Origin of the sequence: Microbacterium gorillae, from assembly GCF_000826185.2 — a bacterium.
Lineage (GTDB): Bacteria > Actinomycetota > Actinomycetes > Actinomycetales > Microbacteriaceae > Microbacterium > Microbacterium gorillae.
In genome coordinates this window covers 833806-860305 of the sequence record NZ_LN648875.1, presented here as the reverse complement: position 1 = coordinate 860305, position 26500 = coordinate 833806, and the positions used below count along the sequence as shown (strand labels likewise).

At 69.4% G+C, this 26500-nt stretch carries 23 protein-coding genes; 15 read left to right on the top strand and 8 right to left on the bottom strand.

Features of this window, described 5'->3' with window-relative positions:
- Nucleotides 1-14 precede the first annotated feature (14 nt).
- From BN1193_RS13545 to BN1193_RS13535, 3 genes are read left to right on the top strand one after another with little or no spacing between them, the layout of a single operon-like run.
- Nucleotides 15-1184 (top strand): FAS1-like dehydratase domain-containing protein, encoded by a 1170-nt coding sequence (locus BN1193_RS13545; protein WP_040167339.1) that lies wholly within the window; start codon nucleotides 15-17, stop codon nucleotides 1182-1184.
- Entirely contained in the window at nucleotides 1177-2754 is a 1578-nt protein-coding gene (locus tag BN1193_RS13540; RefSeq protein WP_040167338.1) for a class I adenylate-forming enzyme family protein, read from the top strand. The genes BN1193_RS13545 and BN1193_RS13540 overlap by 8 nt, the downstream gene beginning before the upstream one ends.
- Nucleotides 2751-3512 (top strand): enoyl-CoA hydratase/isomerase family protein, encoded by a 762-nt coding sequence (locus tag BN1193_RS13535; protein WP_040167337.1) that lies wholly within the window; start codon nucleotides 2751-2753, stop codon nucleotides 3510-3512. The genes BN1193_RS13540 and BN1193_RS13535 overlap by 4 nt, the downstream gene beginning before the upstream one ends.
- A 5-nt stretch (nucleotides 3513-3517) precedes the next feature.
- Here the strand turns inward: BN1193_RS13535 and BN1193_RS13530 are convergent, their stop codons facing one another.
- Nucleotides 3518-5158, bottom strand: a complete 1641-nt coding sequence (locus tag BN1193_RS13530; protein ID WP_040167335.1) for an amidohydrolase — start codon at nucleotides 5156-5158, stop codon at nucleotides 3518-3520.
- A 233-nt stretch (nucleotides 5159-5391) separates the two neighbouring features.
- On the opposite strand from BN1193_RS13530, the gene BN1193_RS13525 reads away from it, so the two are divergent.
- From BN1193_RS13525 to BN1193_RS13515, 3 genes are all read left to right on the top strand, one after another.
- Nucleotides 5392-6870: a carboxylesterase family protein gene (locus tag BN1193_RS13525; protein ID WP_052460784.1), complete on the top strand. Its 1479-nt coding sequence runs from the start codon at nucleotides 5392-5394 to the stop codon at nucleotides 6868-6870.
- 1 nt (nucleotide 6871) lies between these two features.
- The gene (locus BN1193_RS13520) at nucleotides 6872-8353 is read left to right on the top strand and encodes an MDR family MFS transporter (protein ID WP_040167334.1); all 1482 of its coding nucleotides are present in this window, start codon (nucleotides 6872-6874) and stop codon (nucleotides 8351-8353) included.
- A 163-nt stretch (nucleotides 8354-8516) separates the two neighbouring features.
- Nucleotides 8517-9560 (top strand): extracellular solute-binding protein, encoded by a 1044-nt coding sequence (locus BN1193_RS13515; protein WP_040167333.1) that lies wholly within the window; start codon nucleotides 8517-8519, stop codon nucleotides 9558-9560.
- Between the two features lie 239 nt (nucleotides 9561-9799).
- Here BN1193_RS13515 and BN1193_RS13510 read toward each other — a convergent pair whose 3' ends face one another.
- From BN1193_RS13510 to BN1193_RS13500, 3 genes are all read right to left on the bottom strand, one after another.
- Nucleotides 9800-10552, bottom strand: a complete 753-nt coding sequence (locus BN1193_RS13510) for an SDR family NAD(P)-dependent oxidoreductase (RefSeq protein WP_040167332.1) — start codon at nucleotides 10550-10552, stop codon at nucleotides 9800-9802.
- Nucleotides 10553-10634: 82 nt separating this feature from the next.
- Entirely contained in the window at nucleotides 10635-11387 is a 753-nt protein-coding gene (locus tag BN1193_RS13505) for an SDR family oxidoreductase (protein ID WP_040167331.1), read from the bottom strand.
- Nucleotides 11387-13039: an amidohydrolase gene (locus tag BN1193_RS13500; protein WP_040167330.1), complete on the bottom strand. Its 1653-nt coding sequence runs from the start codon at nucleotides 13037-13039 to the stop codon at nucleotides 11387-11389. Before BN1193_RS13500 ends, BN1193_RS13505 begins: the two co-directional genes overlap by 1 nt.
- 226 nt (nucleotides 13040-13265) lie before the next feature.
- Between BN1193_RS13500 and BN1193_RS13495 the strand changes: the two genes are divergently transcribed.
- Entirely contained in the window at nucleotides 13266-14672 is a 1407-nt protein-coding gene (locus tag BN1193_RS13495) for a flavin monoamine oxidase family protein (RefSeq protein ID WP_040167329.1), read from the top strand.
- A 60-nt stretch (nucleotides 14673-14732) separates the two neighbouring features.
- On the opposite strand, the gene BN1193_RS13490 is transcribed toward BN1193_RS13495, so the two are convergent.
- A complete protein-coding gene (locus BN1193_RS13490) occupies nucleotides 14733-16313 on the bottom strand; it encodes a serine hydrolase domain-containing protein (RefSeq protein ID WP_052460783.1) in 1581 nt (526 codons plus the stop codon).
- Nucleotides 16314-16449: 136 nt separating this feature from the next.
- On the opposite strand from BN1193_RS13490, the gene BN1193_RS13485 reads away from it, so the two are divergent.
- Nucleotides 16450-17460 (top strand): zinc-dependent alcohol dehydrogenase family protein, encoded by a 1011-nt coding sequence (locus BN1193_RS13485; RefSeq protein WP_040167327.1) that lies wholly within the window; start codon nucleotides 16450-16452, stop codon nucleotides 17458-17460.
- A gap of 24 nt (nucleotides 17461-17484) precedes the next feature.
- Here the strand turns inward: BN1193_RS13485 and BN1193_RS13480 are convergent, their stop codons facing one another.
- Nucleotides 17485-18198: an alpha/beta fold hydrolase gene (locus BN1193_RS13480; protein ID WP_040167325.1), complete on the bottom strand. Its 714-nt coding sequence runs from the start codon at nucleotides 18196-18198 to the stop codon at nucleotides 17485-17487.
- Between the two features lie 2 nt (nucleotides 18199-18200).
- Nucleotides 18201-18611, bottom strand: coding sequence for a cupin domain-containing protein (locus tag BN1193_RS13475; protein WP_040167324.1), 411 nt, complete (start codon nucleotides 18609-18611; stop codon nucleotides 18201-18203).
- A gap of 88 nt (nucleotides 18612-18699) precedes the next feature.
- Here BN1193_RS13475 and BN1193_RS13470 point away from each other — a divergent pair, with 88 nt between their 5' ends.
- Together BN1193_RS13470 and BN1193_RS13465 are read left to right on the top strand one after the other, a co-directional pair.
- Nucleotides 18700-19602 (top strand): NAD(P)-dependent oxidoreductase, encoded by a 903-nt coding sequence (locus BN1193_RS13470; protein WP_040167323.1) that lies wholly within the window; start codon nucleotides 18700-18702, stop codon nucleotides 19600-19602.
- 176 nt (nucleotides 19603-19778) lie between these two features.
- Nucleotides 19779-20534, top strand: a complete 756-nt coding sequence (locus tag BN1193_RS13465) for an IclR family transcriptional regulator (protein WP_230206505.1) — start codon at nucleotides 19779-19781, stop codon at nucleotides 20532-20534.
- A gap of 54 nt (nucleotides 20535-20588) precedes the next feature.
- Here the strand turns inward: BN1193_RS13465 and BN1193_RS13460 are convergent, their stop codons facing one another.
- Nucleotides 20589-21833: a CaiB/BaiF CoA transferase family protein gene (locus BN1193_RS13460; RefSeq protein WP_052460781.1), complete on the bottom strand. Its 1245-nt coding sequence runs from the start codon at nucleotides 21831-21833 to the stop codon at nucleotides 20589-20591.
- Between the two features lie 284 nt (nucleotides 21834-22117).
- Between BN1193_RS13460 and BN1193_RS13455 the strand changes: the two genes are divergently transcribed.
- Genes BN1193_RS13455 through BN1193_RS13440 form a run of 5 tightly spaced genes read left to right on the top strand, consistent with a single transcriptional unit; the run spans nucleotide 22118 to nucleotide 26500 of the window.
- Nucleotides 22118-23326: an LLM class flavin-dependent oxidoreductase gene (locus BN1193_RS13455; RefSeq protein WP_195907869.1), complete on the top strand. Its 1209-nt coding sequence runs from the start codon at nucleotides 22118-22120 to the stop codon at nucleotides 23324-23326.
- Nucleotides 23323-23490, top strand: a complete 168-nt coding sequence (locus tag BN1193_RS18060) for a hypothetical protein (protein ID WP_154670790.1) — start codon at nucleotides 23323-23325, stop codon at nucleotides 23488-23490. Before BN1193_RS13455 ends, BN1193_RS18060 begins: the two co-directional genes overlap by 4 nt.
- Nucleotides 23487-24776: an amidase gene (locus BN1193_RS13450; RefSeq protein ID WP_052460780.1), complete on the top strand. Its 1290-nt coding sequence runs from the start codon at nucleotides 23487-23489 to the stop codon at nucleotides 24774-24776. The genes BN1193_RS18060 and BN1193_RS13450 overlap by 4 nt, the downstream gene beginning before the upstream one ends.
- A complete protein-coding gene (locus BN1193_RS13445; RefSeq protein WP_195907868.1) occupies nucleotides 24769-25212 on the top strand; it encodes a cupin domain-containing protein in 444 nt (147 codons plus the stop codon). Before BN1193_RS13450 ends, BN1193_RS13445 begins: the two co-directional genes overlap by 8 nt.
- A complete protein-coding gene (locus BN1193_RS13440) occupies nucleotides 25202-26500 on the top strand; it encodes an aminotransferase family protein (RefSeq protein WP_052460779.1) in 1299 nt (432 codons plus the stop codon). The genes BN1193_RS13445 and BN1193_RS13440 overlap by 11 nt, the downstream gene beginning before the upstream one ends.

Below are 26500 nucleotides of genomic sequence, written 5' to 3'. Positions count from 1 at the left end.
TGGATGGAGAACGAATGAGCACCGAGACCGCTGGAACGATCACCAAGGAACTGGCGAGCGCCCGGTTCACCGACGAGATGCTCGCGGACATGCGCGCCCTCATCGGCACCGAGCTGCGCACCGCGTCCTCGGTGAACAACGAGTACGCCACGCGACTGGCGATCCTGCGCTTCGCCGAGGGCATCGGTGACGACAACCCGCTCTTCAGTGACGAGGACTACGCCGCGGCGACCTCGTTCGGTGGCATCATCGCCCCGCCGAGCTTCATCTTCGCGTGCCTCGGCTCGATCCAGGTGGGCTGGCGCGGTCTCGGCGGCTTCCACGCGGAGACCCGGATGACGTTCCGCAAGCCCATCCGCGTGGGCGACAAGATCACCGCGCGGGTCTTCTTCGACGGCTTCGACGGCCCGACGGACAGCAGCTTCGGCGGCCGCCGCATCAAGGACTACCTGCGCCAGGAGTATTACAACCAGGACGACGAGCTGGTCGCGACGTTCATCTGCTCGCGGATGCGCTTCGAGCGCGGCGAGATGCAGGAGCGTCGGGAATCGCGCAAGATCGAGCTGCCCCACCCGTGGACGCCCGAGCAGCTGACCGCGATCGAGGAGGACGTGCTCGCCGAGGCCCCGCGCGGTGCGGTGCCGCGCTTCTGGGAGGACGTCGAGGTCGGGGACGAGCTGGACACCGTCACGAAGGGTCCGATCGGACTCACCGACGAGATCGCGTTCGTCGCCTCCGGTGCGGCCCCCATCCCCCGTCTGGCCGCGCACCGCACCGCGCTTCAGCGCTACCGCAAGCACCCGAGCTGGGCGTACCGCGACCCGAACACCCAGGCGCTCGAGCCGGTCTACTCCGTGCACTACAACGACTACGCGGCACGCCTGCAGGGTGCGCAGATGGCATACGACGTGGGCATCCAGCGCACCTGCTGGGGCATCCACGCCCTGACCAACTGGATGGGCGATGACGGCTTCCTCAAGGAGCTGCACGGTCAGTACCGTTCGCACGTCTACCTCTCCGACGTCGTCCGCCTCGGGGGTCGCGTCGTGGCCAAGGAGATCGACGCTGACGGGGACGCCGTGGTGCACGTCGAGACGTGGGCCTGGAACCAGCGGGAGCAGAACGTCATGCCCGGCAGCGCCATCGTGCGTCTGCCCCGACGCAGCGAGACGCCGCATGAGTGAGTCATCGCCGGTGTGGGGCACGGACATCGCGGTCGAGCAGGTCGACGGGATCGCGTTCCGGATGTACCGGGACCGTCCCCGCCGGCTGGAGGAACTGCTCGATCTCGGCCTGCGCTGGGCCGACCGCCCGCACCTCGTGCAGGGCGAGCGGGTTGTGACCTTCGCCGACCTGCATGCCGCCGTCGGAGCGGACGCCGCGCGCCTGCAGGCCGTCGGCGTCGCGCCCGGAGACCGGGTGCTGCTGCTCGGCTGGAACGGTCCGGAGTGGATCGTCCACTACTGGGCGATCACCGCCTGCGGCGCGGTTCCCGTGCTCGCGAACGCCTGGTGGAGCGAGACCGAACTCGCGCACGCCGTCGCCACCCTCGCCCCCGCCGCCGTGGTGGTCGATCCGCGACTGGACCGGCCTGCCCTGGCGGGGATCACCCACGCCGCGTGGGACTTGGCCGAGGCGGAGGGAGCTCCGGCGCACGCCGTGGCGCACGGTGACGAGGACGCTCCCGCGGTCGTCATCTTCACGTCCGGGACCGAGGGTCATCCGAAGGCGGTCGAGCTCACGCATCGTGCCCTCCTGGCCGGCCTGCAGATGCTGCTGCACATCACCAAGCGCATGCCGCACCAGGTGCAGGACACCGACGGTGAGGCGGCCCTGCACACGGGGCCGATGTTCCACATCGGCGGCGTGCAGACGCTGCTGCGCTCGGTCATCGTCGGCGACACCCTCGTGATGCCGGCGGGAAGGTTCGACCCCGCCGAGGCCCTCCGCCTCATCGAAGCCTGGGGCATTCGGCGCTGGAGCGCCGTGCCGACCATGGTGACGCGCGTGATCGAGCATCCCGATGCCCGGACGCGCGACCTGTCCACCCTGCGCGCGCTCACGATGGGTGGGGCTCCGGTCGGACCCGAACTGCTGGCCCGCACGCGTGCCGGACTGCCCGGCATCACCCCGCGCATCGCGACGGGCTACGGGCTCACCGAGAACGGCGGACAGGCCGTCGCCGCGTCCGGTGCGGACACCACGTCCCGTCCCGGTGCGACCGGACGAGCGCTGCCGTGCGTCGAGCTCGCCATCGCGCCGCGGGAGAGCGGCGACGGGGAGATCCTCGTCCGCAGCCCCACGCAGATGCGCGGCTACCTCGGCACCGACGCGGTGAGCCCGATCGACAGTGCGGGCTGGCTGCACACCGGCGACCTCGGCCGGATCGACGAGGACGGCTACCTCTGGATCACCGGTCGATCGAAGGACATGATCATCCGCGGCGGAGAGAACATCGCCCCGGCGGCGATCGAAGAGGCCCTGGCCGCGATGCCCGGTGTCCGCGAAGCCGTCGTGTTCGGGATCCCGCATGCGGAGCTCGGCGAAGAGGTCGTCGCGGTCGTCGTCGCCGCCGGAGAGGTGGACGAGACCGCGCTCGCGGCCGGTGTCCGCTCCGCCATCGCGTCCTTCGCCGTACCGAGTCGGTGGGTGGTGCTGGATGAGCCGCTGCCGACGAACCACGCCGGCAAGATCGACAAGCCCCGCGTCGTCCGTGAAATCGGAGCGCGGCTCACGGCGGAGGTGGCCGGATGACCGTTTCGACGCGCATCGACGGGAACGTCGGCATTCTGGAGTTCCACCGTCCGCCGCTGAACTTCTTCGACCAGGAGCTGCTGGCCGAGATCGGCGCGGCGCTGCGCGCGTTCGACGCGGAGACCGCGGTCCGCGTGGTCGTGCTGTGCGCCGAGGGCCGTCACTTCTGCCCCGGCGCGGATCTGCGCACCATGGACGAGGCCGGGCTCCGCGCCGTCTACCGGGACGCGTTCGCCCTGTTCACGACCCGCAAGCCGATCGTCGCGGCCCTGCAGGGGGCGGTCGTCGGTGGCGGTCTCGGGCTCGCGCTCGCGGCCGACTTCCGCGTCGGGACGCCGGAGACGCGCTTGACGGCCAACTTCGCGCGCCTCGGTTTCCACCAGGGCTTCGGGCTCTCGGTCACGCTGCCGGCGGTCGTGGGCAATCAGGTGGCGGCCGAGCTGCTGCTGAGCGGACGGAACGTGCTCGGCGAGGAGGCCCGCGATCTCGGCCTGCTCGATCGGCTCGCACCGGCCGCGGAACTCCTCGACGCCGCGATGGACTTCGCTCGTGCGATGGCGGAGTCCGCACCGCTGTCCCTCACCGCGATTCGGGCGACGCTGCGCCGTCGCCTCGTGGCGGACGTGCATGCGGCGTTGGATGTGGAGGCGACCGCTCAGGCCGCGCTGCTGTCCACCCCCGACTTCGCCGAGGGGATCCGCGCCTCCATCGAGAAGCGCGCGCCGCAGTTCACCGGAACCGGGCCGTCCGAGGGCTGAGCGGCTCAGGCCGGCAGCGGGGCCTGCGCGCCGTCGCGGGCGAACACCTGCCGGCCGCCGACGTAGACGAAATCGATCTTCACGTCGCGGATGTTGTCCGCGTCCACACCGTCGGTGATGTCGCGGTCGAGCACGAGGAGGTCGGCGAGCTTGCCGGCTTCCAGGGTGCCCTTGCGGTCACCCTCGCCGAGGGCCTTCGCGCCGTTCACGGTGTGCATGCGCAACGCCTGCTCGAGGCTCAGCGCCTCGTCGGGCTCGACGATGCTGCCGTCCCAGGACTCGCGCTTCATCGTCGCCCACATGCTGAAGATCGGGTCGCTGACGTTGGAGTCGTAGTAGCACGTGGCGTCCGAGCCGGCCGGAAGATCCCAACCGGCCTCCATGAGGGAGCGGAACGGGAGACGGCCGGGACGCCGGGCGTAGTCGCCGAGGAGTCCGGGCATCGTCGACGCCATGAGGTAGATGAACGCCGGGTTGGGTACGGGGACGGCGCCGGCGCGCTTCCAGCGCGACGGCGTATCCGGGTTCCACACCCAGTCGGCCCCGTGCTCGAGCCGCACCGGCAGGTCCGGGTCGACGCCGAGTGACTCGGTGACGCGGCACACCTGCTCCTGGCAGCGCTCGCCGAGGGAGTGCAGCGCGAGCTGCAGGCCCGCGTCCCGCGTCTTCCGGATGAGGTCGGCGAGCTCTGCGTCGTCATAGGACAGGACACCGCGGGAGCCCGGTTCGAGGGCCACGTGGTCCAGGTACGGCACCTCGAGTGCGGCATCGCCGGAGGACATACCGCCATCGGCGAAGAGCTTGACGCCGATCATCTCCAGCAGCCCCGGGATCTCGCGAATCCCCGAGTCACGCCAGTGCAGCGCGTCGTCGAAGCTCATGATGCGCGGCACGCGGAAGAGCATCTTGAAGCGGGAGGCGAGCGTGCCGTCCTCCAGCAGCTCGGTGAGGATGTCCAGCGGCAACCGCGCGTCGCTGATCTCGCAGACCGTCGTCGTTCCGCGCGCCGTGTAGTCGAGGTGCAGGCGTTCGGCGATCGTCCGCCGCATGGTCGCCTCGTCGGCCTCCGGGTAGGCGAGCAGGCCGTCGAGGTTCGTGATCCGGCCGTTCGGCTGGCCGTCATCGCCGCGCTGAATCGTCACGGGGCCACCGGAACCGTGCTTGACGTCGAAGAACCGGTGCAGTTCCAGGACCTCCATGGCCTTCGTGCTGAGGACGCTGATGTGGCCGGTGCGGAGGGCGACGGGATACTTCGTCGTGATCCGGTCCAGGTCCTCCCGCGTGGGGTAGCGCCCGTCCGACCACCGGACGTTGAGCTGAAACAGTCCGCGCGCGTGCAGCCAGCCGGTGTCCCGGGCGACGTCCATCTGGTCCAGCAGCACCTGCTGCATCTCCTCGATCGACGAGCACGTGTTGACGCAGTCGAGCATCGAGGCGGCGCCGATCGCCGAGGACTGCGCGTGCGCATGCGCGTCGATGAAGCCGGGCATGATCGTCCGGTCGCCGAAGTCGGACACCGCCGCGCCGTCGCCGGCCGAGGAGTCGACGCCGACGATGTCCTCGCCCTGCAGGAGCACGGACGATGCGGTGTCGAGTCCTCGCGCCAGGGGGAGGACGCGGCCGCGCAGAAGCTGAGTCACGGGCATGGTGGGTTCCCTTCGTCCGGGCGCCGTGTCCGGTCATGTCGGGAGCACCGGCGCGCGTGCTCCCATCCTCCGGTACCGCATGCGGTCGGCGACATGAGAAGAACCCTCAGGGACCTCAGCCGACCGCTTGCTTGACGCCGTCTGCACCCTCTCATAGAGTCTGATAAAACGGACATTCATCCTTATACACGAACTCTGCGGGGATGAGCGACGGCCGGTCCGAAGGAGATGACATGGATCGTTCGCCCGAACCGATCCTCGAGACCACGGCGGGCGCGGTCCGCGGTCTGCGCCGTGGCGGGGTGACGAGCTACCTCGGTGTGCCGTATGCGGCGGCACCCGTCGGAGACCTCCGCTTCCGGCTGCCGCAGCCGCGCACGCGGTGGTCGGGGGTCCGTGATGCCACCCGGCCCGGGCCCACCCCGCTCGCGCACGCGGACGCGGCGACGATGATCCCGGAGGAGGCCGTTGCCGGCGACGACGTGCTGAACGTGAACGTCTTCGCCCCCGCCGGCGCCTCGTCCGGTCCGCTCCTGCCCGTTCTCCTGTGGCTGCACGGCGGAGGCTTCACCTCGGGCTCGCCGGTCAGCCCCTGGTACGACGGGAGCTCCTTCGCGCGATCCGGTGTGGTGGTCGTGACCGTCGCCTACCGGCTGGGCGTCGACGGCTTCGCGTGGATGGCGGACGCACCCCTGAACCGCGGTCTGTGGGACCAGGTCGCCGCCCTGGCTTGGGTCGAGGCCAACATCGAACGGTTCGGCGGCGACCCGCGCCGGATCACGCTCGCCGGGCAGTCCGCCGGGGGAGCGGCCGCGCTGGCGCTGATGACCTCGCCGGTCCTGGCCGGGCGCCTGAACGGCGTCATCGCGCAGTCCGCCAACGGACTCACGCGGACGGCCGCGGACGCCGCCGCCCTCGGCGCTCGACTGGCGCACGACGCGGGAATCGAACCCACCCGGTCCGGCTGGGCGGGTGTCTCCGCCGGGCGGCTGCGAGAGCTCGTCGCCTCCGTCGAGCCGTCCCTCCCGGATACGGCACCGGACCCGGCCGCCTTCGCTCACCAGTGGGTCTACGGCTCCGTGGAGCCGAGTCTCGGTCCGGCTCTCGACGACGATCTCCTGCCGTGCTCGGTCGAGGAGGCCATGTCGCACGGGGTCGCGGCCGAGACGCCGCTGCTGCTCGGCGCGAACGCCCACGAGATGGGCGACATCCTGCGCTGGTACGGCGCCGCTCTCGACAGGGTGGACGTGCGCGCGGCCCTGCGCTCCGCCGGCGTCCCGGACGCGCTCGCCGAGCGCCTCGATGACGAGACGCTGCCCGGTTCCGCCGAGCGTCTGGCGCAACTGGTGTCGCACCGCCTGTACCGCGTCCCGGTCGCACGCCTCGCGTCCGCTCGCGACCGGCATTCGGACCGCGCTCGCACGTGGCGCTACGACTTCGATCGGCGCTCCCCGGTCGCCGGTCTGGCCACGCACTGCGCGGAGCTGCCCTTCGCCTGGGACCTGCTCGGCGCCCCTGGCGTGCGGGAGCGGCTCGGGGAGCACCCGCCGCGCGAGCTCGCCGCGACGATGCACGGCGCCTGGGTCGATTTCATCACCGATCCGCGGCGTGAAGACCTGGCCCGCACCGTCCCCGGAGTCCGCCTGGAGGCCTCCGCCGCGGACGGCGAGCTGTACGACCTTGAGCGCGCGTTGGCGCGGGAGATGGCCTGACATGGACCACGACCGGACAGTTTCCGAACCTCGGGTCACGCCGGAGGAGAGCCGCACCGCACCACGCAGTCCCGGGCTCGTGATCGGCCTCGTGGTCGCGATCGCGTTCGTCATGTCCCTCAGCAACACGACGCTCGCCGTCGCGCTGCCCTCGATCATGGCGGACTTCGCCATCTCGGCCGGGACGGGCCAGTGGCTGCTGACCTGCTACATGCTGACCACGGCGGTGGTGCTGCCGACGACCGGGTGGCTCATCGATCGCTTCTCCACGCGGACCGTCTTCGCGATCGCCACGACGAGCTTCACCCTCGGCACCGTCGCGGCCGCTCTCGCCCCGGCCTTTCCCGTCCTGCTCGCGGCGCGCGTCGTCCAAGCCGTGGGCACCGCGGTCGTCCTGCCGCTGCTGATCACGCTGGTGATGACGCTGGTGCCGGTGGAACGGCGAGGGTCCGTCATGGGCCTCGTGGCCGTCGTCATGGCGGCCGGACCCGCACTCGGCCCGCCCGTGGGCGGGCTCATCCTGAGCTTCGCGAGCTGGCACGGCATCTTCTGGACGATGATTCCGCTCGTGGCCGTTCCCGGGGTCATCGGTCTGCTGCGCCTGCCGAACGTGGGTACGCGACGGGTGACACCGTTCGATCTCCTCTCCGTCCCGCTGTCGGTGGTGGCCTTCGGTGGTCTCGTGTACGCCCTCGGCTCGCTGAACGCCATCGGTGCCGGCGGACCGGCGGGGCTCGCGGCGGTGATCGTGCTGGGCGCGAGTGTGCTCAGCCTGGGTCTGTTCGTCTGGCGGCAGCTCGCCCGAGGACGGCGGGGGGCTGCGCTGCTCGATCTGCGTCCGCTGGCCAACCGCAACTTCACACTGGCGCTGCTCGCCCTGGTCGGGATCTTCGGTGCCATGCTCGGTTCGGTGAACACCCTGCCGCTGTATCTGCAGGGCTCCCTGCTGATCACCGCTCTGGCCACCGGGCTGGCGCTGATGCCGGGCGGACTCCTGGAAGCGGCCGTCTCGCCGTTCGTCGGCCGCCTGTTCGACCGGTACGGACCGCTGCCGGTGGTGGTGCCCGGCATGGGCCTCTCGGTGGGATGCCTGTTCGTGCTGGCCACCTTCGACGAGAACACGTCTCTCATCGCCGTGATTGCCGCGCATCTGACCTACTGCCTGGCCATGGCCATGCTTTTCGCGCCGCTCATGGCGACGGCGCTGGGGTCGCTGCCGACACCGCTGTACGGTCATGGCTCGGCGATCTTCAGCACGCTGCAGCAGCTCTCCGGAGCCGCTGGGACGGCCCTGGTCGTCGGCATCTACAGCGCGGTGAGCGCGAGTGCGCAGGCCGCCGGAACCCCGGACCCCGTGGCGTACGCGAGCGGTGCGCGCTCGGCCTTCCTCGCCGCGGCGATCGTCTCCGTTGTGCCGCTGGTGATCGTGATGTTCGTCCGACGGGCACCACGGGAGGTCTCGGACAGCCCGCGCGAATCGTGATCCGATCGTGCTCGATTTCGGGGTTGACGTGGCCGGAACCACGACCATAGGGTCGCAACTAGAAATACGTGTCCATATTCCCGAACTTTTGCGGTCCGCTGGATCGCGCGAAAACCGATCGAAAGGTACAAAGATGTCCGCAGGTTTTCGGAAAGCCGGAGTCATGCTCGCTGTTGTCGGCGTGCTCGCCCTGGCCGGCTGTTCCCCGTCCGGATCGAGCAACGGGGAGCACTCGCTCGACTTCGTCTACTTCGAGGGGGGCCAGGGCAGTGAAGACTTCTCCGAAGCGCAACGCGCCACACTGTGGGCGCCGATGATCGCGAAGGGCGTGCAGATCGACCGCCAGGCCGGGGACTGCGGTCTGTCCCGCCTGGCGCAGCAGGTCGAGGCGAACAACGTCACGCCGTCGATCTGGCACTTCTGCAGCATCGGTGAGATGGAGCAGGCCGCCGAGCAGGGGTTGCTGGAGAAGATCGACACCGACGTCGTCCCCGTGGACCTCCTGCAGGACGCCGCCGTCAACGAGTACGGCATCGGCTTCGGGACCTGGCAGATCGGCCTGGCGTACGACGCCGAGGCCGTCGGCAAGGAGATGACGAGCATCGCCGACGTCTACGACGTGAAGGGCTACCCGGGCAAGCGCTGCATCCAGAACGCCCCGCCGCAGTACAACGGCGCGCTGGAGGCGGCGATGCTGTCGCTCGGCAAGTCCGCGGACGACATCTACCCGATCGACTTCAAAGCCGCCTATGGCGAGCTCGACCGCATCCGTGACGACATCCTGCTGTACAGCAGCTCGGCGGAGGGGAGCCAGAACGTGCTCACCGGGCAGTGCGACATGGTGCTCACCTCGGCGGCGAACGCGCGCCGGCTCATCGCCGCCGAGCCCGCCCGCGATCTGCGCTTCGTGCAGGAGGACGGCGTGCTGGCGATGTCGGCCCTCGGCATCCCGAAGCACGCCCCGAACGTCTGGGGTGCCAACCAGTACCTGAAGGCGATCCTCGAGGACCGCGAGGGGCAGAAGGGCCTTCTGGAGAAGACCGGCAACGTCTCCTTCATGCTCAAGGATCCGATCGAGATCCCGGACTCGATGAAGCAGTGGCAGCAGTCGCTGCGCGGTGAGGGCTGGATCCAGATGGCGGAGGGCTGGTACCAGAAGAACTTCGACCCGATCCTCGCGCAGTGGAACGAGTGGGTCGTCGGCTGACCCTTCCGCACGATCAGCGGCGTCGCCCCTCGGGCGGCGCCGCTGTCGTTTCCCCTTCTCTCCGCTCCCACTTCCGGCACTTCTCGCGCGCTACTTCTGCCGCGTTCGGGAGCATCTGCGTGTCGCTCTCAAACGCGGCAGGTTCGAGCGCGAGGAAGTGACGGGAATGGGAGCGACGGGCGGGGGAAATGACGAAGGGCGAGTCCGGGATGGACTCGCCCTTCGGGTGTGGCCGGAGCTCAGGAGATCGTGAGACCGCCGTCGACGGGCAGGATCTGGCCGGTGATCTTGCGGGCCTCGTCGCTCGCGAGGAAGACGATCGCGTTCGCGACGTCCACCGGGTCGAGCTCGCCGACCAGGTGGCGCGCGGCGAGGCGCTTGGCCTCGTCGGTGTGCGAGTAGGCCGCCACGCGCGGCGTGAGCGTCGTGCCGGGGGCGATGGCGTTGACCCGTATGCCGTCCGCGCCGTAGTCGTACGCCATCGCGCGCGTCAACGAGACCACGCCACCCTTCGCCGCCGCGTAGCAGTTGCGATCCGGCAGGGGAGCGATGGCGGCGACCGAGGTCAGGTTGACGACGGAGCCGCCGCCGACCGCGATGAGGGCCGGGATGCCGTACTTCGACACCGCGAACGTCCCGAACAGGTCCACGCCGAGCACGCGCCAGAACTCCTCGACCGGCGCCTCGGTGACGCGGCCGTCGTTCGTCGACGAGCCGCCGGCGATGTTGCACAGGATGTCGAGGCGCCCGAACGTCTCCAGCGCCTGCGCGATCGCGCTCTCCACCTGGGCCGCGTCCGCGACGTCGCACCGGATCGCGACGAGCCGGTCCGGGTCGTAGGGCGCGTCGCCGAGGACCTCCGCGACCCGGTCCGGATCGAGGTCGGCGGCCGCCACGCGGGCGCCCTCCTCGAGCAGGCGAGCGACGGTCGCGCTGCCGATCCCGCCGGCGGCACCGGTGACGAACGCGACCTTGCCGTCCAGTCGTGCCATGCTCAACTCCGTTTCATGCCGCCGTCGACCGGGATCGACGTGCCGGTGACGAAGGCGACTTTGCCGTCCAGTCGTGCCATGCTCAGCTCCGTTTCATGCCGCCGTCGACCGGGATCGACGTGCCGGTGATGTAGGACGCGCGCGGCGATGCCAGGAAGGCGATGAGGTTCGCCACCTCCTCCGGCCCGCCGAAGCGCCGGGCGGGGATGAAGCGCGCCGCGAAGTCGCGGCGGCTCTCCTCCGTGGGATGGACGCGCTCGCGCACCTGCTCGGTGAGGATGCGTCCCGGGCCGATGCAGTTGACGGTGACGCCGTCCGCCGCGACGTCGCGCGACATGCCCTTCGACCACAGCTTCAGCGCCGCCTTCGCGGCCACGGCCGCGTTCAGTCCGATCGGTTCCAGGATGCCCGTGACGTTGATGATGCGCCCCCACCCCGCGGCCCGCATGTTCGGCAGAAGCGCCTCCGCGAGCCGACGAGCCGAAGTGAAGTTCAGCAGGAGGGCTTCGTCCCAGACGGACTCGTCCGCGGTGGCGCTGACCGGCCGGGTCCCGCCGGCGGCGTTGACCAGGACATCGCAACCACCCAGCGCCGCGGTGGCGGCGTCGATGATCGCGGCGAGTCCGTCGGGGTCGGTGATGTCGCCCGCGATGACGGCGGGGCGGACCCCGCCGTCATCCGCGATCCGGTCGGCGAGCGCCTGCAGACTCTCCGCGCGCCGCGCGACCAGCGCGACGTGCGCGCCCTCGCGCGCGAGGGCCACGGCCGCCGCGGCACCGATGCCGGCGCTGGCGCCGGTGACGATCGCGCGGCGGCCGTCGAGCTCGAGATCCATCAGGCGGTCGGCGTCGTGTACGGCGCGGCACCCTCGCGCTGGTAGACGAGGCGCCCGTCCGAGAAGACGTAGTCGACCTGGACGTCGCGGATGTTGTCCGCGTCCACGCCGTCCGTGATGTCGCGGTCGAGCACGACGATGTCGGCGAACTTGCCCGGCTCCAGCGTGCCCACCCGGTCCTCGATCGAGAGCGATCGGGCACCGTTGATGGTGTGCACCTTCAGTGCGCTCTCCAGGTCGAGGCGCTCCTCCGGGTCCATGATGTCGCCGTGGATCGTCTCGCGCTTCATGACGCACCACATGCTGTGGAACGGGTTGTAGACCTCGTCGCTGACCGACCACTGTCCGTCCGAGCTGCCGGACATCGGCCAACCCTGATCCAGCAGCGTGCGGTACGGGAAGCGGCCGTGCTCGGCGGCCTTTGGGCCGAGGAGCTTCGGGACGGTCGCGCCCAGGGCCGGGAGGAAGATCGCCTGCGTGACCGGGATCGCACCCGCGCTGCGCCACACGTCCGGCGTGGTGTCGTTCCACATGAAGTTGCCCGCGTGCTCCAGACGGATCGGGTACTTGGCCGGGTAGGCGGACGATCCCGCGACGATGCGGCAGATCTGCTCCTGGACGGGCTCGCCGTTGGCGTGCAGGGACAGCTGCATGTCGCGCTTCGCCGTTTCCTCGAAGGCGTAGAGCAGCTCCTCATCGGAGAACGTGAGCTTGCCGCAGTAGCCGTGACCGTGCGTCGCCTCGTCGAGATACGGGAAGTGCGTGCTGGCGTCGGCCGAGCTGAAGCCGCCGTCGGCGAACATCTTCAGACCGCGGACCTCGAACTGGTCCGGGCGCTCCTCGATGCCGAGCTCCTGCCAGCGGAGCACGTCGGCCAGCGGCATCATGCGCGGTGCCATCAGGTACGAGTAGATGCGCATCGGGGCGGCGCCCTCATCGATGAGGTCGACGAACCCGTCGATCGCCGCGCGCTGCTCCGTCATGTCGGCCATCGTCGTGACACCGCGCGCCGTGAAGACGCGGACCAGGCCCTCACGCAGGGCCTCGCGGGCGAGCTCGCGGTCCGGCATCGTCAGGGGCATCACGGTGTCGAAGTTCGTGACGCGGCCGTTCGGGTAGCCGTCCTGGTCGCGGTAGATCGTGACCGGGCCACCGCTGCCCTGGATCTCGCCGTGCATCTCATTCAGGCCCAGGGCCTCGATCGCCGCGGTGTTCATGACGCTGAGGTGTCCGGTGCGCAGTGCGATCGGGATCGTGGTGCTCACCGCGTCCAGGTCGTGACGGCTCACGTCGTGCGCGTCCGGCCACAGCTCGTCGAACATGAACAGCGTGCGGGCGATGACCCAGCCGGCGTGGTTGGTCTGGTCCAGGCTCTCGTGCAGGCGCGCGATGACGCCGGCCAGCGAATCGATGCCGGTCACGCAGTCGACCATGAGGTGACGACCGATGACGGTGGACATCCCGTGCGTGTGCGCGTCGATGAAGCCGGGCAGGACGCTGCGCGCGCCGAAGTCGAACGTCTCGGTCGCGTCGGCGGCGATCTCACTGCCGCCGACCTCGGCGATGCGGTTGCCGTCCAGGCGGACGGCCTGCTGCGGGTCCAGCCCCTCCCCGGAAAGCGGGAGAATGGAGCCGAGGATGGCGGTTGTCATGGGAGATCTCCTCCTGTCAGCGCGCGGCGCGCGGGCTTGTCCGTGAGGTCCGCGGGCGACGGGACGATGACAGCATCACGTTCCGCTCCCTTGCCAGACGAATGTCGATGTCCTCCGCAGTCTATCGGTCCAGCTTCGAATAGCCATACAAGAGTTCAGATTTATGGACTTTCCTTTATGGTGTTGACGACGACGCCATCCCGCGTCGCGTGTGCGGAGGTTTCTCGTGAACGAATACGACGTGGTGATCATCGGAGCCGGCCTCGCCGGTCTGACGGCGGCCCGGGAGCTGGAGGCTCAGGGTGTGCCGCGGGTGCTGGTGCTCGAGGCGCGCGACCGTGTCGGCGGTCGGGTGCAGGCGGTGGAGTTCGGCGGTCGTGTCCTGCAGCGCGGGGCCGAGTTCACCGGCGGATTCCACACCGACCTGCTCGCCCTCGCGGCTGAGCTCGGGATGTCCGCGGTGCCGCTGCCGGAGCGCAGCGGCCGCAGCGTGCGGGTGTCCGGCTGGACGCGCACCGAGGAGAGTGCGCCGTTCGAGACGGATCCGGAATCGGCGGCGGAGTACGTGAGCGCCTACGCCCGGCTGGAGGAGATGGCGGCCGAGGTTCAAGCGGACGCACCGTGGGAGGCGCCGCGGGCTCGCGTGTGGGATGACGCCCGCTTCGCCGACTGGCTGAACGAGAACGTGACGCGGCCGGCCGTGCGCGAGCGGATCCTGTTGGACTTCCCCGTGGACGCCGAGCAGATCTCGCTGCTCGCGATGGTGTGGCGGATCTCCCGCTACAACTCCACGAAGGGCCTCGGCGGCTTCGACATGCGATTCGCGGAGGGGCTGGCCGAGGTCGCCGCGCGTCTGGCCGCGGGCCTCACCAGCGAGATCCGACTGTCCTCGGCCGTGCGCGCGCTCGATCAGGGGCCGGACGGCGTACGGGTCAGCTACGACGGCGGGACGACCACGGCGGATCGGGTGATCTCGACGCTGGAGCCCTCGATCGTGTCCCGGATCGCCATCGCCCCCGCGCTGCCGGCGGCCCGCCTGGCGCTGCAGAACAGGTGGCTGGCGTACCACGGGTCCAAGCTCTTCGCGATCTACGAGCGGCCGTTCTGGCGCGAGCAGGGTCTGTCCGGAGTCGCCTCCGGCTCGTTGCCCGCCGAGTACGTCATGGACGTGTCCGTGCCCGGGTCCACCGAGGGCATCCTGTGCGGCCGACGGCCGGTCTCACCCGGTCGTTGGGCGCGCAACCCGCGCAGCGCCGAGCTCTTCTTCGACGAGCTCGTCGGCGATCCGGAGCGCATGGAGCGGGCGTACATCGCGCAGCTCGTTGAGTACTTCGGTCCGGAGGCGGCCGACTACACCGCGTTCCACTACGTCGACTGGTTCGATGACGGCTGGTCCGCCGGCTGCGGATCGCTGCACCTCCCGCCCGGCGTGCTCAGCACCGTGGGCAAGAACGTGCGCGAGCCGGTCGGGCGCCTGCACTGGGCCGGCGCGGACACCGGCGAGCAGGACGGCCTCGGCGGCGCTGTGCAGTCCGGTCGCCGCGCCGCGCGTGAAGTCGCCGACGCGTTGACCGCCATCCATCCTGAACCGCTGGACGACGTGGATGCTCGGGTGAGCTTCGACCGGCGCTGATTCGGAACGAACGGAGGGGCTCACGCGTCGCCGCGTGAGCCCCTCCGTCGTTCGCCGTCCTCAGAGGGTTCCGGTGAGGACCGGCTCCTTCTCTCCGAACAGCTCGGCGACCGGGATGAACGCGTGCATGCTCTTGGCGTTCTCGACCGTGATCGCGTCGCCGTCGATCGTGCAGGTGACGCGCAGGTGGTGCGGCATCTCGTAGAAGCGCCACAGCATCTCGTACGTGTTCTCGCTCGTCCACGCGCCCGCTGCGGCCACCTTCGGCAGGCGCCCGTCGGACGGCTTCATTCCGGGCGGAGTGTTCGGCATGCGAGTGCCGCCGTCGATCCAGGCCTCGTAGCCGCAGTGGATGACGTGCTCGACCTCGCCGACCGTCAGAGCGAAGGCGGCGCCGTCGTCCCCGAACGTCAGCGTGAGCCCGGTGGCATCGAACGGGTTCGGGTCAAGAGCGAACGTCCGTCCGGAGATCGCCTCCGAGGTCGCCGTGGTCTTCGCGCCCACCGGTCCCGCGAGCTGCCCTTCGGTCAGGCGCGTCCGCAGCCGCTCGGCGGCCTCGGGCGCTGCCGGCAGCGCCTCGGCTCCCGGCTTCGGCAGCAGGTGCGCGTAGATCATCTCGGACAGGACGTCCTCGGTGTCCTCGGTCTCGCTGGTGATCGCGATGACCATGTCGTGCTCGGGCAGCACGAGGCAGTACTGGCCCGTGTAGCCGATCGCGCGGTAGCCGTTGTTTCGGGTGAGCCAGATCTGGTAGCCGTAACCCTGGTAGTAGTCACTGACCTGCTGCAGCAGCTCGAGCTGCCGAGCGGGGTCCGGCTCCTTCTCGATCTCCGGGAAGGCGCCGAGCTCCAGCGGCCCCCACGGCGGACGCTGCTGCACCTGTGCGCTGGTCGCGGCCTGGATCCACTCCGCCGGAAGCAGACGCTCGCCGTTCCAGACGCCCTCATCCAGATAGAACTGGCCGAGGCGGGCGATGTCGTCGGTGCGCAGGCTCAGGCCTGAGGAACCGAGCGACAGGCCGGCGGGGCAACGGTCCCAGATCCAGCCCTCGAAGCCGAGCTTGTCGAACAGGCGCGGCGTCAGGAACTCGGCGACCGTCTGGCCGGTGAGCTTCGTGATGATCACCGAGAGCAGGTAGGAGCTCGCGCTGTCGTAGCGGAAGACCGTGCCCGGGGCGTCCTCGATCGGGATGCGGAAGAAGGCGCTCGCCCAGTCATCGCCGCGGTCGCGGTCCTCCCACATCGCGCCGCGGTGGCCGATGCTCATGCTCAGCAGGTGCTGCACGGTGAGGTCTTCGACGTACGGTCCGGCGGTGGAGTGATCGTAGTCGGGCAGCAGGTCGACGACGCGGTCATCGACCTTCAGCAGACCCTCGTTGACCGCGAAACCGATCGCGGTCGAGGTCACCGTCTTGCTCAGGGAGTACAGATTGTGGGGCGCTTCCGGCCGGTACGGGTGCCACCAGCGCCGCGCGATGACCGTGCCGTGCCGGAGGATGATGAGGCTGTGCAGCTCGCTGCCGAACTCTTCGACCGCGTCGAGGAAGGCCAGAATCTGCTCGGACGACACCCCCTGCGCCTCCGGCTCGCTGTAACTCCACGCACCGGTCTCGGTGCTCGCGATCGTCGTGGTGTCGGTCATTCCGTCTTGCCTCTCCTCATTGAGCCGCGTGTTCGAACGCGCGTCGCGATGAATGCGACGCGGCCCCTTGATTCCTACACGCGGAAAGTACTACGTATATATGAACACATCATTCGGCAGAGTTGGGAAGAATCTTATGGTTCGAGCGGTACGGCTTCACGAATTCGGCGGTCCGGCGAACCTCTCTCTCGATGAGGTTCCGCGCCAGGACCCGGGACCGGGCGAGGTGCGGCTGCGCGTCCAGGCCGCCGGTCTCACGAGGGACCAGTTGCCGTTCCTGCGCGGGCAGGAGCACAGCGGTGCTCCGCTCGCGACGCCGCCGACCCTGCCGACCCGGTTCGGGTACGAGGTCGCCGGTGTCGTCGAAGCGGTCGGCGAGGGCGTCGACGCGTCCTGGATCGGTCGCCGTGTTGCACCGATCGGTCCCTGGGATGAGGAGCGCTACGGCTGCGTCGGCGACGAATCGCTGGCGCCCGCCGACGCGCTGGTGGAGTACCCCGACACGCTCTCTGCGGCCGAGGCGGCGGCGCTGTGGGTGCCGTTCCTCACCGCGTACGGTGTGATCCACGCGGGAGGTGTTCAGCCCGGCGACTATGTGTCGCTGCCCGCCGGGGGCTCGGCCATCGCCCTGGCCGCGATGCAGATCGTGCGCGATCGCGGCGCGTACCCGATCGCCGTCGTGCGCCACGCGGACAAGGCTGATCGCCTGCGGGAGCTGGGCGCGCACGACGTCATCGTCACCGACACCGAGGACTACGTGACGCGGGTCGGCGAGATCACCGGTGGGGTCGGCGTCCGGGTCACCTACGACCCGGTGAACGGCCCGTTCCTCGCTGACGCGGCCGCGGCGGCATCGGTTCGTGGGGTCATCGTCGTGTACGGCATGCTCGCGGGTGAACCCGGCGTGCTGCCGCCGCAGGATCTCATCGGGAAAGGTCTCACGGTCACGAGCTACACGATGTTCGACATCGTGGGCGGCGAGCAGCGCGAAGAGGCGATCCGGTACATCCTGGACCGCGCCGCCGACGGGCGGTTCACGCCGCGCGTCGCGCGCACCTTCGGGCTGGACGACGTGCGCGCTGCGTTCGACTACATCGCCGCGGGCCCGGACCTCGGCCGCACCGTGATCCAGGTGGGCCCGGCCTGACCCGCTGCCGAGGTCCGCGGCGCGTCAGCGGCGGACCTCGGCCAGGAGGATCTCCGCCAGGGCGTGCGGGCGCGTGTTCATCACCTGATGCCCGGCGTCGATGTGGTGGATACGGCTCGCGTGCACGCGCTCGGCGAACTCCTCCTGCCACGCGATCGTGTGGCAGCGGTCCTGCAGGCACATGACGTAGGCGGTGTCCGTCGTCGCCAGGTGGTCGTACGCCCAGTCGCGCTCGGTCAGCATGACAGCCTCGGTCGGCCAGGCGTCGAAGCCGAGCTTGCCGAGGAACTCATCCGCCTGGTCGGGAGTCATGTCGTTGCACATCGAGGCCCGCGCCTGGGCGTGGAAGTCTCCGTACTCCATGTCCGCGACCCCGCTCAGGAAGAACTCCATGAGGGTGACCTCCGGCGGAGCGACGATGGTCGAGATGTGCACGTAGCGCCGGATGAGATCCGGACGCAGGGCGGCCGCCGCGGCGATCGTGATCCCGGCGCCGGAGTGCCCGGCCAGCACGACGTCGCGCAGCCCCGCCGCATCGAGTTCTTCAACGAACTCGCGTGCGACGTCGAGGGTGGACATCTCCGACACATCGCGGTCGCGCTTGAGACCGCACCCGGCCAGATCCATCGGCACGGCGTTGACCTCGTCGCCCGCCTGCAGGCGCAGCGCGGCGATCAGGTCGTCCCAGACCCAGCTGCCCTGTCCGCCGCCGTGCAGCAGGACCAGATTCACGGCCACGGTCAACGCCGCGCGCGGGGGCCGTTGAACTCGTCGTCGGTGACGAGGTCACCGATCTCGTCCGGCAGGTCGCCCTCGCCGGGCGTCTCGTACAGGGCGAGGTGCGTCATGAAGCTGTCCGGTGCGGCGCCGTGCCAGTGCCACTCACCGGGCGGGCACTGCACGATGTCGCCGGCGTTGATCTCGGTCACGAGGCCATCGCGGGTCTGGATGAGGCCCCGTCCCTCGGTGACGTGCAGCGTCTGACCGCGACCGTGGTTGTGCCAGGCGGTCCGGGCACCCGGCGCGAAGCGGATGTACATCGCCCGCATGATGGAGGGGCTCACGCCGTCCAGCACGACGTCGGTGTAGACCTCGCCGGTGAACCACGCCGGGGACGAGAGGCGGGTGGGGGGAAGGGGGAAGACATCCATGTCAGTTCTCCGATCGAGGGTTGTGTTGCGTCAGTCTACGCATTAGGTTCCCTATATCCACACATCAATACGTAATTAAGGACAACTCGTGATCATCGGTTTCATCGGCGTCGGCACCATGGGCGGCCCCATCTGTTCCAACCTCCTGCGGCAGACCGACCACGACATTCGCGTCTTCGACCTCAACGATGAGGCGGTTGCCCGGGTCGAGGCCCTCGGCGCCACGCGGTCCGGTCTCGCGGAGCTGTGCGCCGCGGCGGATGTCATCCTCACCTCCCTGCCCGCGGTGTCGATCGTGGAGAAGATCGCCCTCGGTGAGGACGGCGTGCTCGGCAACGCGAAGCCCGGAACCACCTACATCGACCTGTCCACGACGTCGGTCTCCTCCACGCGCGCGATCGCCGCGAAGCTCGCCGCGGCGGGCATCGACATGCTCGACGCCCCGATCAGCACGAGCGCGGACCAGGCCGGTCGCGGCGAGATGGCGATGATGGTCGGTGGTGACCCGGAGGTCTTCGAGCGGCACCGCGAGCTTTTCCACACGATGGGAGACCCGGACAAGGTCTTCTACGTGGGCGGCATCGGCAACGGCCTGGTCGTCAAGATCGTCAACAACTACCTCGCGCAGGCGTACACGGCAGCGGCCTCTGAGGCGTTCGCGGTCGGTGTCTCGGCCGGCATCGACGCTCAGGTGCTGCACAACGCGATCAGCCAGAGCAGTGGCAACTCGATGATGTACCAGGTGCTCGCCAACCGCGCGCTCGCCGGTCGCTATGACGACCCGGACTTCACCCTGGACCTCGGCTACAAGGACGCGCAGCTGTTCCTGGAGCTGTCCGACGATCTGAAGATCCCGACGCCGATCGGTTCGGACGTCCACACGCAGATGCGTTTCGCGCTCGGCGGCGATCGCGGCAAGCTCGACCACACCGTCGTGATGCGCGTCTACGAAGACCTGCTCGGCATCGACATCTCTCAGCACGAGGGCTGATCCGGCTGCCGTAGGAGGATTCCCCTGCTCGGTTGCGGAGAAATCCTCCTACGGAGGTCCCACCCCGCCCGGAATTCATCCGATAGTGTTGTCCGCAATTACGGATTACCGGACGAAGCGGTGCGATCGCCACGAGCGATACCGGGCCGCTCGAGACGGGGGAAAGGATGCAGACAGTGGCGGAAGACAGCGGGTCGGCAGAGACGACCAAGCGCGGATCGGGTGCGCCGCAGCACCACCGCACCATCGACCGCGTGACCCAGATCCTCGAAGAGGTCGTCTACAGCCCCGGGTTGCAGTTCGCCGAACTCGCTCGACGGATGGACGTTCCGAAGAGTTCGGTGCACGGCTTCATCCGCGGACTCGTCGCCTCCGGCTGGCTGCACGAGGACAACCGCCGCTTCTACATCGGCCCCGCCGTCTACGGGCTCACCATCGCCGACGGGAGCATGCGCCCGGGCCACGTGTCCCAGCATGATCTCGACGAGCTGCAGAAGGAGACCGGGGGAGCGGTGTTCCTCGGCATGCAGGCCGGCGACAGCCTCATCTACGTCGCTCAGGCCGGCTCGGACTCCCTGGACGGGTTCCGCCTGAAGAACACCATTCGGCGCACGGTCCTGGACACCGCCGGAGGCAAGGCGCTGCTCGCGGCGATGCCGGAGACGCAGCGCCAGGCGTTCCTGCGCCGGCACGTGCACGAGAGTGAGGAGCTCGTCGACGCCTTCCTGCAGGAGTACGACGACATCCGCGCCACAGGCCTGGCCTACAACAAGCGCACGCGCTACGCGGTCGGCGCGGCCCTCACGGATCGCGCCGGCGACGTCGTCGGGTCCATCACGATCACCGGCAAGATCGCCGATGCCGAGCCGCGCCGGGAAGAGATCGGCGCGATTCTGCTCAAGCACATCGAGCGCTGGCGCAAGAAGGCCTGAAAGCACGAATGACGATGCCCGCCGCGAAAGCGGCGGGCATCGTCATGTCCGGGCTCAGCCCAGGCGAACGGGCTGGGGCGGTCGGGCGGTCGTCTCATCGAAGATGACGCCGTCGTCGACCAGGGCGTCCAGGGCATCCTCATCGAGGCCGAGCATCTCGCCGACGATCTCGCGGCTGTGCTGTCCGAGCCGGGCCGGTCGCGGGGCTTCGGGTGCCGGGGTGTCGGTCAGGCGCAGGGGGCTGCCGAGCACCCACCAGTCACGCTCCGCGTCCGAGTGCTGGACGAGCATGCCGCGCTCGCGGGTCTGCGGGCTGTCGATGACCTCCTGCAGTGACAGGACCGGAGCGCACGGAATGGCGGCGTCGTTCAGGGCCGCCACGATCTCGGCCGTGGGGTGCTGGCGCGTCCAGGCCTCCACGACGCCGTCGGTCAGATCGATGTCCGCCGCGCGGGCCGCGTTGGTCGAGAGCGCGGGGTCGACGGCGAGCTCGGGCCGGCCGATGATGTCGCACAGGATTCCCCAGTGCCGGTCGTGCAGGCAGAGCACCGCGACCCAGCCGTCGGCGGTCGGGAAGGCGTTGTACGGAGCGACCGACAATCCGCCGTGGCGATTGCCGGTGCGCTCCGGAATCGTGCCGTCGCTGTCCATCCACCCGCCGATGTTCGAGGCCAGGGACGGCAGCACCGCGTCGTACAGGGCGACTTCGACCTTCTGTCCGCGGCCCGTCCTGCCGCGCTGGATGAGGGCGGCCATGATCGCGGCGGACAGGTGTGATCCGCCGAGGAAGTCAACCACCGCCGGACCGGTGCGAACCGGGGCGGTGTCCTCGAAGCCGGTGGTGGACATCACACCCGCGATCGCCTGGATCGTGAGGTCCATCGCGCGGATGCCGCTGTACGGACCCGTGCTGCCGTAGCCGCTGCCGGACGCGACGATCAGTCGCGGGTTGGCGCGCATCAGCTCGTCGACGTCGACCAGACGCTCGAAAGCGCCCGGGGCGAAGTTCTGGATCACGACGTCCGCCTGGCAGGCGAGGTCGTGGAAGACGCGCTTTCCCTCATCGGTCTTCAGGTCGATCGAGAGGCTGCGCTTGCCGGCGTTGAGCATGGAGAACTGCATCGCCTCGGTCGCCTTGCGCGCGGTCGGGCGGCGGTAGGTCTCGCCCGTCGGTGCTTCGACCTTGATGACGGTGGCACCGAGCCGCTGCAGCAGGAGCGCAGCGTACGGACCCATGTAGGCCTGGCCCAGTTCCAGAACCGTGATGCCCTCAAGGGCTGGTGGCGTCGTTGCCGTCATTTTCTCGTCCGTTCTCCGGCCGACTGCACGCGCCGGCTGCCGTTCAGTGTACATAATAACGGCCTGCGTGACGTATATATGGATTCTTTATCCCGGCGGGCATATCGGAAGTGGCATGCCAGCGAGGGGCAGATAACGCCTCTGGACAAGAAAAGGTGCGCGGGTAGAATGTTAGGTAGCGAATCGCGCCGCAAAATCTGTTGACACTGCGGCTCGCGAGACGTACTGTCTGTCAATACGACGTAGAAGTCGTATTTAGGGACAACTCCTGAGAGGGGATCGACGTGAGGTTTGACAGCGGCATCCTGGCCCATGTCGGAGATGTGAGCAATTACCCGTACGTCGAGGAGTGGCGGCAGCTGCCCGGTCTCCTCGAGTCGGCCGGCTACACCGGGATCTGGTCCGCTGAACACCACTTCGCGTGGGACGTGGGTGTCACCCCGACCCCGACGAACCCCCTCATCTTCGGCGCCTACGCTGCCGCCCTCACCACGAAGCTTCGGATCGGGCAGTGCGGCGTGAACCTCTCCGCCCACCACCCGCTGCGCGTCGCCGAAGACGCCGCCACGATCGACCACCTCTCCCACGGCCGCCTCGACTTCGGCTTCATGCGCGGGCTCAACCCGAAGGCGAGTTCGCACTTCGACCCGTCCCCGCACGTCGATCGCGACCACGCCGCCGGCAGCGGCCGGATGATGTGGGAGTCGTGGGAGGTCATCAAGAAGTTCTGGTCGGGGGAGCCCTTCTCCCACCACGGCGAGTTCTTCCAGCTGCCCTACCCGTTCGACGCCAGCGCGATCCCCGTGGAGTTCCGGGACCCCGCGATCTACAGCGATGACGCCACGATGGTCGCGCTGAAGGGCATCCCCACGCCGTACCAGAAGCCGATTCCGCCGTCGTGGACGATGATCGACTCCGTCTCCTCCCATCAGCTCGCGGGCCGGACGGGTGTCGGCGCGGTCAACTGGTGCGTGTCCTTCGAGGCCGCACGTGAGGTCTGGGACGCGTACCGGGTTTCGGCGCGGGAAGCCGCCGCCGCGGGCACGCTGCCCGCCGGCGCGAACTCGCGTCTGGCCATGATGCGCCCCACGTTCGTGGCGCGGACCGACCGCGAGGCAGAAGAGGTCTTCCGACCCGTGCTGAACGCGTTCTTCCCCAAGGTCTTCGGGGCGCCCGGACTGGCGCGCCCGCGGATGCTCGCGAGCTTCGAGGAGCTCACGCCCGAGCTCGAGGCGATGGACTGGTACGACTTCATGCAGTCGAAGGACCTCATCCTCGTCGGCTCGCCGGAGACGGTCACCGAGAAGCTCAAGCGCTACGAGAGCGAGCTCGGCATCGAGCATCTGATCATGTACTGGTCGCTGCCGCTGCTCACCTTCGAGCACCAGACGTCCAGCCTCAAACTCTTCGCAGACCGCGTCATGCCGCACTTCGCCGACGGCGACTCGCGTTCGGTTCTCGAAGACGTTGCGGCCCCGTCCGGTGTCCGATGAACACCATTGACGACGGCGCGCCCGCCGGGGTCGAGCCGGCGTACTGGGAGTCCTTCACCAGCGGTGTGCGCAGCGCGCAGGCCGTTCTGGAATCCGCGGACCTGCCGGCCGGCAGCGATCCGGCGCTGCGATTCTCGGCGACCCGAGCCGGGGTGGCGGCATGAGCGCTTCCGCGACGGTGCAGGACAGCGTCACCGCTGCGCTGGACACCCGTCTGACCGCCATCGAGGCGTCCGAGGACAGCGTCCACGCGTGGGTGCAGCTCGACGTCGTGGGGGCCAAACGCGAAGCCGAACGTCTGGATGCGCTGGCGCCGGCCGAGCGCGACGCGCTGCCGCTGGCAGGGGTCACCCTGGGCGTGAAGGACATCATCCACGTCGACGGATTCCGCACGGAGGCGGGTTCGCGCATCCTGCAGGGCTTCGAGCCGCACCAGGACGCGCCCGTGGTCGCATCGCTGCGCGCGGCCGGCGTGATCGTGCTGGGCAAGACGGTGACGACCGAGTTCGCCTCCGCGGACCCGGGTGCGACCCGCAACCCCCTCGACCTCGACCGCACCCCCGGTGGCTCCAGCTCCGGCTCGGCGGCGGCGGTCGCCGCGGGACACACCGACCTCGCGCTCGGCACGCAGACGGCCGGATCGGTCCTGCGTCCCGCCGCGTACTGCGGCGTCTACGGCTTCAAGCCCACCTACGACACCCTCAGCCGCGAGGGCGTCCTGCCGCTCGGCTGGAGCATGGACCACGTCGGCATCCTCGGGTCCGACCCGGCCCTGATCGCGGCCGCGTTCGCGGTCGCCGCCGGACGGCCGCAGGCCGAGGCGTGGACCGCACCGGTGCGGTTCGGGATCGCAGATCGTCACTTCACCGACGCGCAGCCCGGCATGCTGGCCGCGCTCGCTCGCGTGATCGACCTCGTCGGCGAACACGGCTGGGACTCGCGCGCGCTCACCCTGCCGACCTCGTTCGAGGCCGCCGTCGCGGCGGGCACGCTCATCCTGCCGGTGGAGATCGCGACGGCTCACGCCGAGCGCTATCCCGGAGCCGAGGACCAGTATGGTCCGCGCCTGCGCACGCTCATCGAGATCGGTCGGCGGATCTCCGCCCCGGACTACCTGCGCGCTCAGCGGGCGCGCGCCGTCGCGGCAGCCGACTTCGCCAGGATGCTGGCCGACGTCGACGTGCTCCTCACCCCGACGGTGCCGGATGTGGCACCCCTCGGCCTCGCGTCGACGGGCGACCCGCGCTTCCTCACCCCGATCTCGCTGTTCGGTCTGCCGTCGCTGACGGTCCCGCTGGCGATGGCGGGCCCCCTTCCGGCAGCCGTGCAGATCGTCGGTCGCGCCGGGGAGGACGACACCGTCCTGGCGATCGGCCAGGCGCTGGCCGAGACCATCCGCGGTACGGACCTGCACCGCGCCGCACGCGAAGACGGGAATGCGCATGACTGACACCAGCTCACCGTTCGGCGAGGTGCACTTCACCTCGGTCTACACCGCGCCGGAGCGCGCCCTGAGCGGCGTGACGGTGGCCGAGGACCAGGCGATGTCCCGCAGCCTGATCAAGCAGCCCATCTGCGGCAGCCCGGACCTGCTGATGGCGATGTACCGGATGGGTCCCAATGAGATCCACCCCGCCCATCTGCACGACAACGTCGGCGAGATCTACATGATCTTCGAAGGCTCCGGCATCGTCACCGTCGGCGACGAGACCCGCCCGGTCTCCCGCGGCGACGCCATCTACATCCCGCGCGGCGTCTCCCACGCCATGCGGACCGAGGACTCCTCGGTCGCAGTGCTGGTCATCTTCCCTGAGGGTGACCCGGAAAAGATCCACAAGACATTTCTGCCGACGGCGGCAGGGGAAGGGGCACACGATGTCGCGTGACCTGGTTATCGACAGCGCAGTGGAGGGTGACGTCGCGCACGTCCTGCACCCCTCGACACTGATGGGTTCGCACTCCGCGCAGAATGCGCGGATCATCGAGCGCGCCTCCGGCATTCGGATGTGGGACGTCAACGGCGACGAATGGATCGACGCCGCGGCGGGGCAGATCAACGTCAACCTCGGCTACTCCCGTCCGGAGATCGCGGCCGCCGTCGCCGAGGCGCTCGGTCGCGTGAGCTTCGCCAGCCTGTACTACGGGGGCGGGCACACCCTGGTCTCCGAGCTCGCGACGCGGCTCGCTGAGCTCACCCCGGGCGACCTCAACCACTTCTTCTTCGCCTCCAGTGGCTCCGAGGCCGTCGACACGGCGATCAAGTTCGCCCGCCTGGTGAACGGCCTCGAGGGCAAGACCGAGAAGATCCACATCATCGGCCGTCGCGAGAGCTACCACGGCATGACGCTCACCACGACGAAGATGAGTGGCCTGCCGAGCAACTGGCAGGGACTGGGCGGTCTCGACGAGAACATCTCGCACATCTCGCAGCCGCGTGCCGACGTCGACGGGCCCGCTGAGCTCGAGGCGAAGATCCTGGAGATCGGTGCCGACAAGGTGGCGGCGTTCCTCGCCGAGCCGATCTCCGCGCCGGGTGGCTTCGTCATTCCGCCCGAGGACTACTGGGCCCGGATCCGTGAGATCTGCGACAAGTACGACGTGCTGCTGATCGTCGATGAGACCGTCTGCGGCTTCGGTCGCACCGGGAAGATGTTCGGCATCGACAACTGGGGTGTGGTGCCCGACATCATGACGATGTCCAAGGGCATCAACAACGGCGCGACGCCGATGGGCGTGGCCGCGATCGGAGACCGCGTGCACGCGCGGCTGGCCGCATCAGACCGCCCGCTGAGCCACGGCTTCACCGGTGGAGCGCACCCGGCGGCCTGCGCCGCCGCGCTGACCACGCTCGACATCATCGCCGCGGAGAACGTCGTCGACGAGGTGCACCGCAAGGGCGCCCACGTCGCCGCGCGGTTCCGTGAGGCGCAGCGCACGGACGACCGGATCACGGACGTCCGCCAGCTCGGCCTGCTCGTCGCCGTCGACGTCACCGACGGGGTCTCGCCCTCGGCTGCGGCGTCCGCGATGCTCGCCACCCTGCAGGAGCGTCGGATCATCGGCCGCGCCTACCCCGCGACCGGCACGATCGTCTTCGCACCGGCTCTGACCAGCACCGACGACGAGCTCGATCTGCTCGTCGACGCCTACCTCGCCGCGCTGCCGACGGCGTGA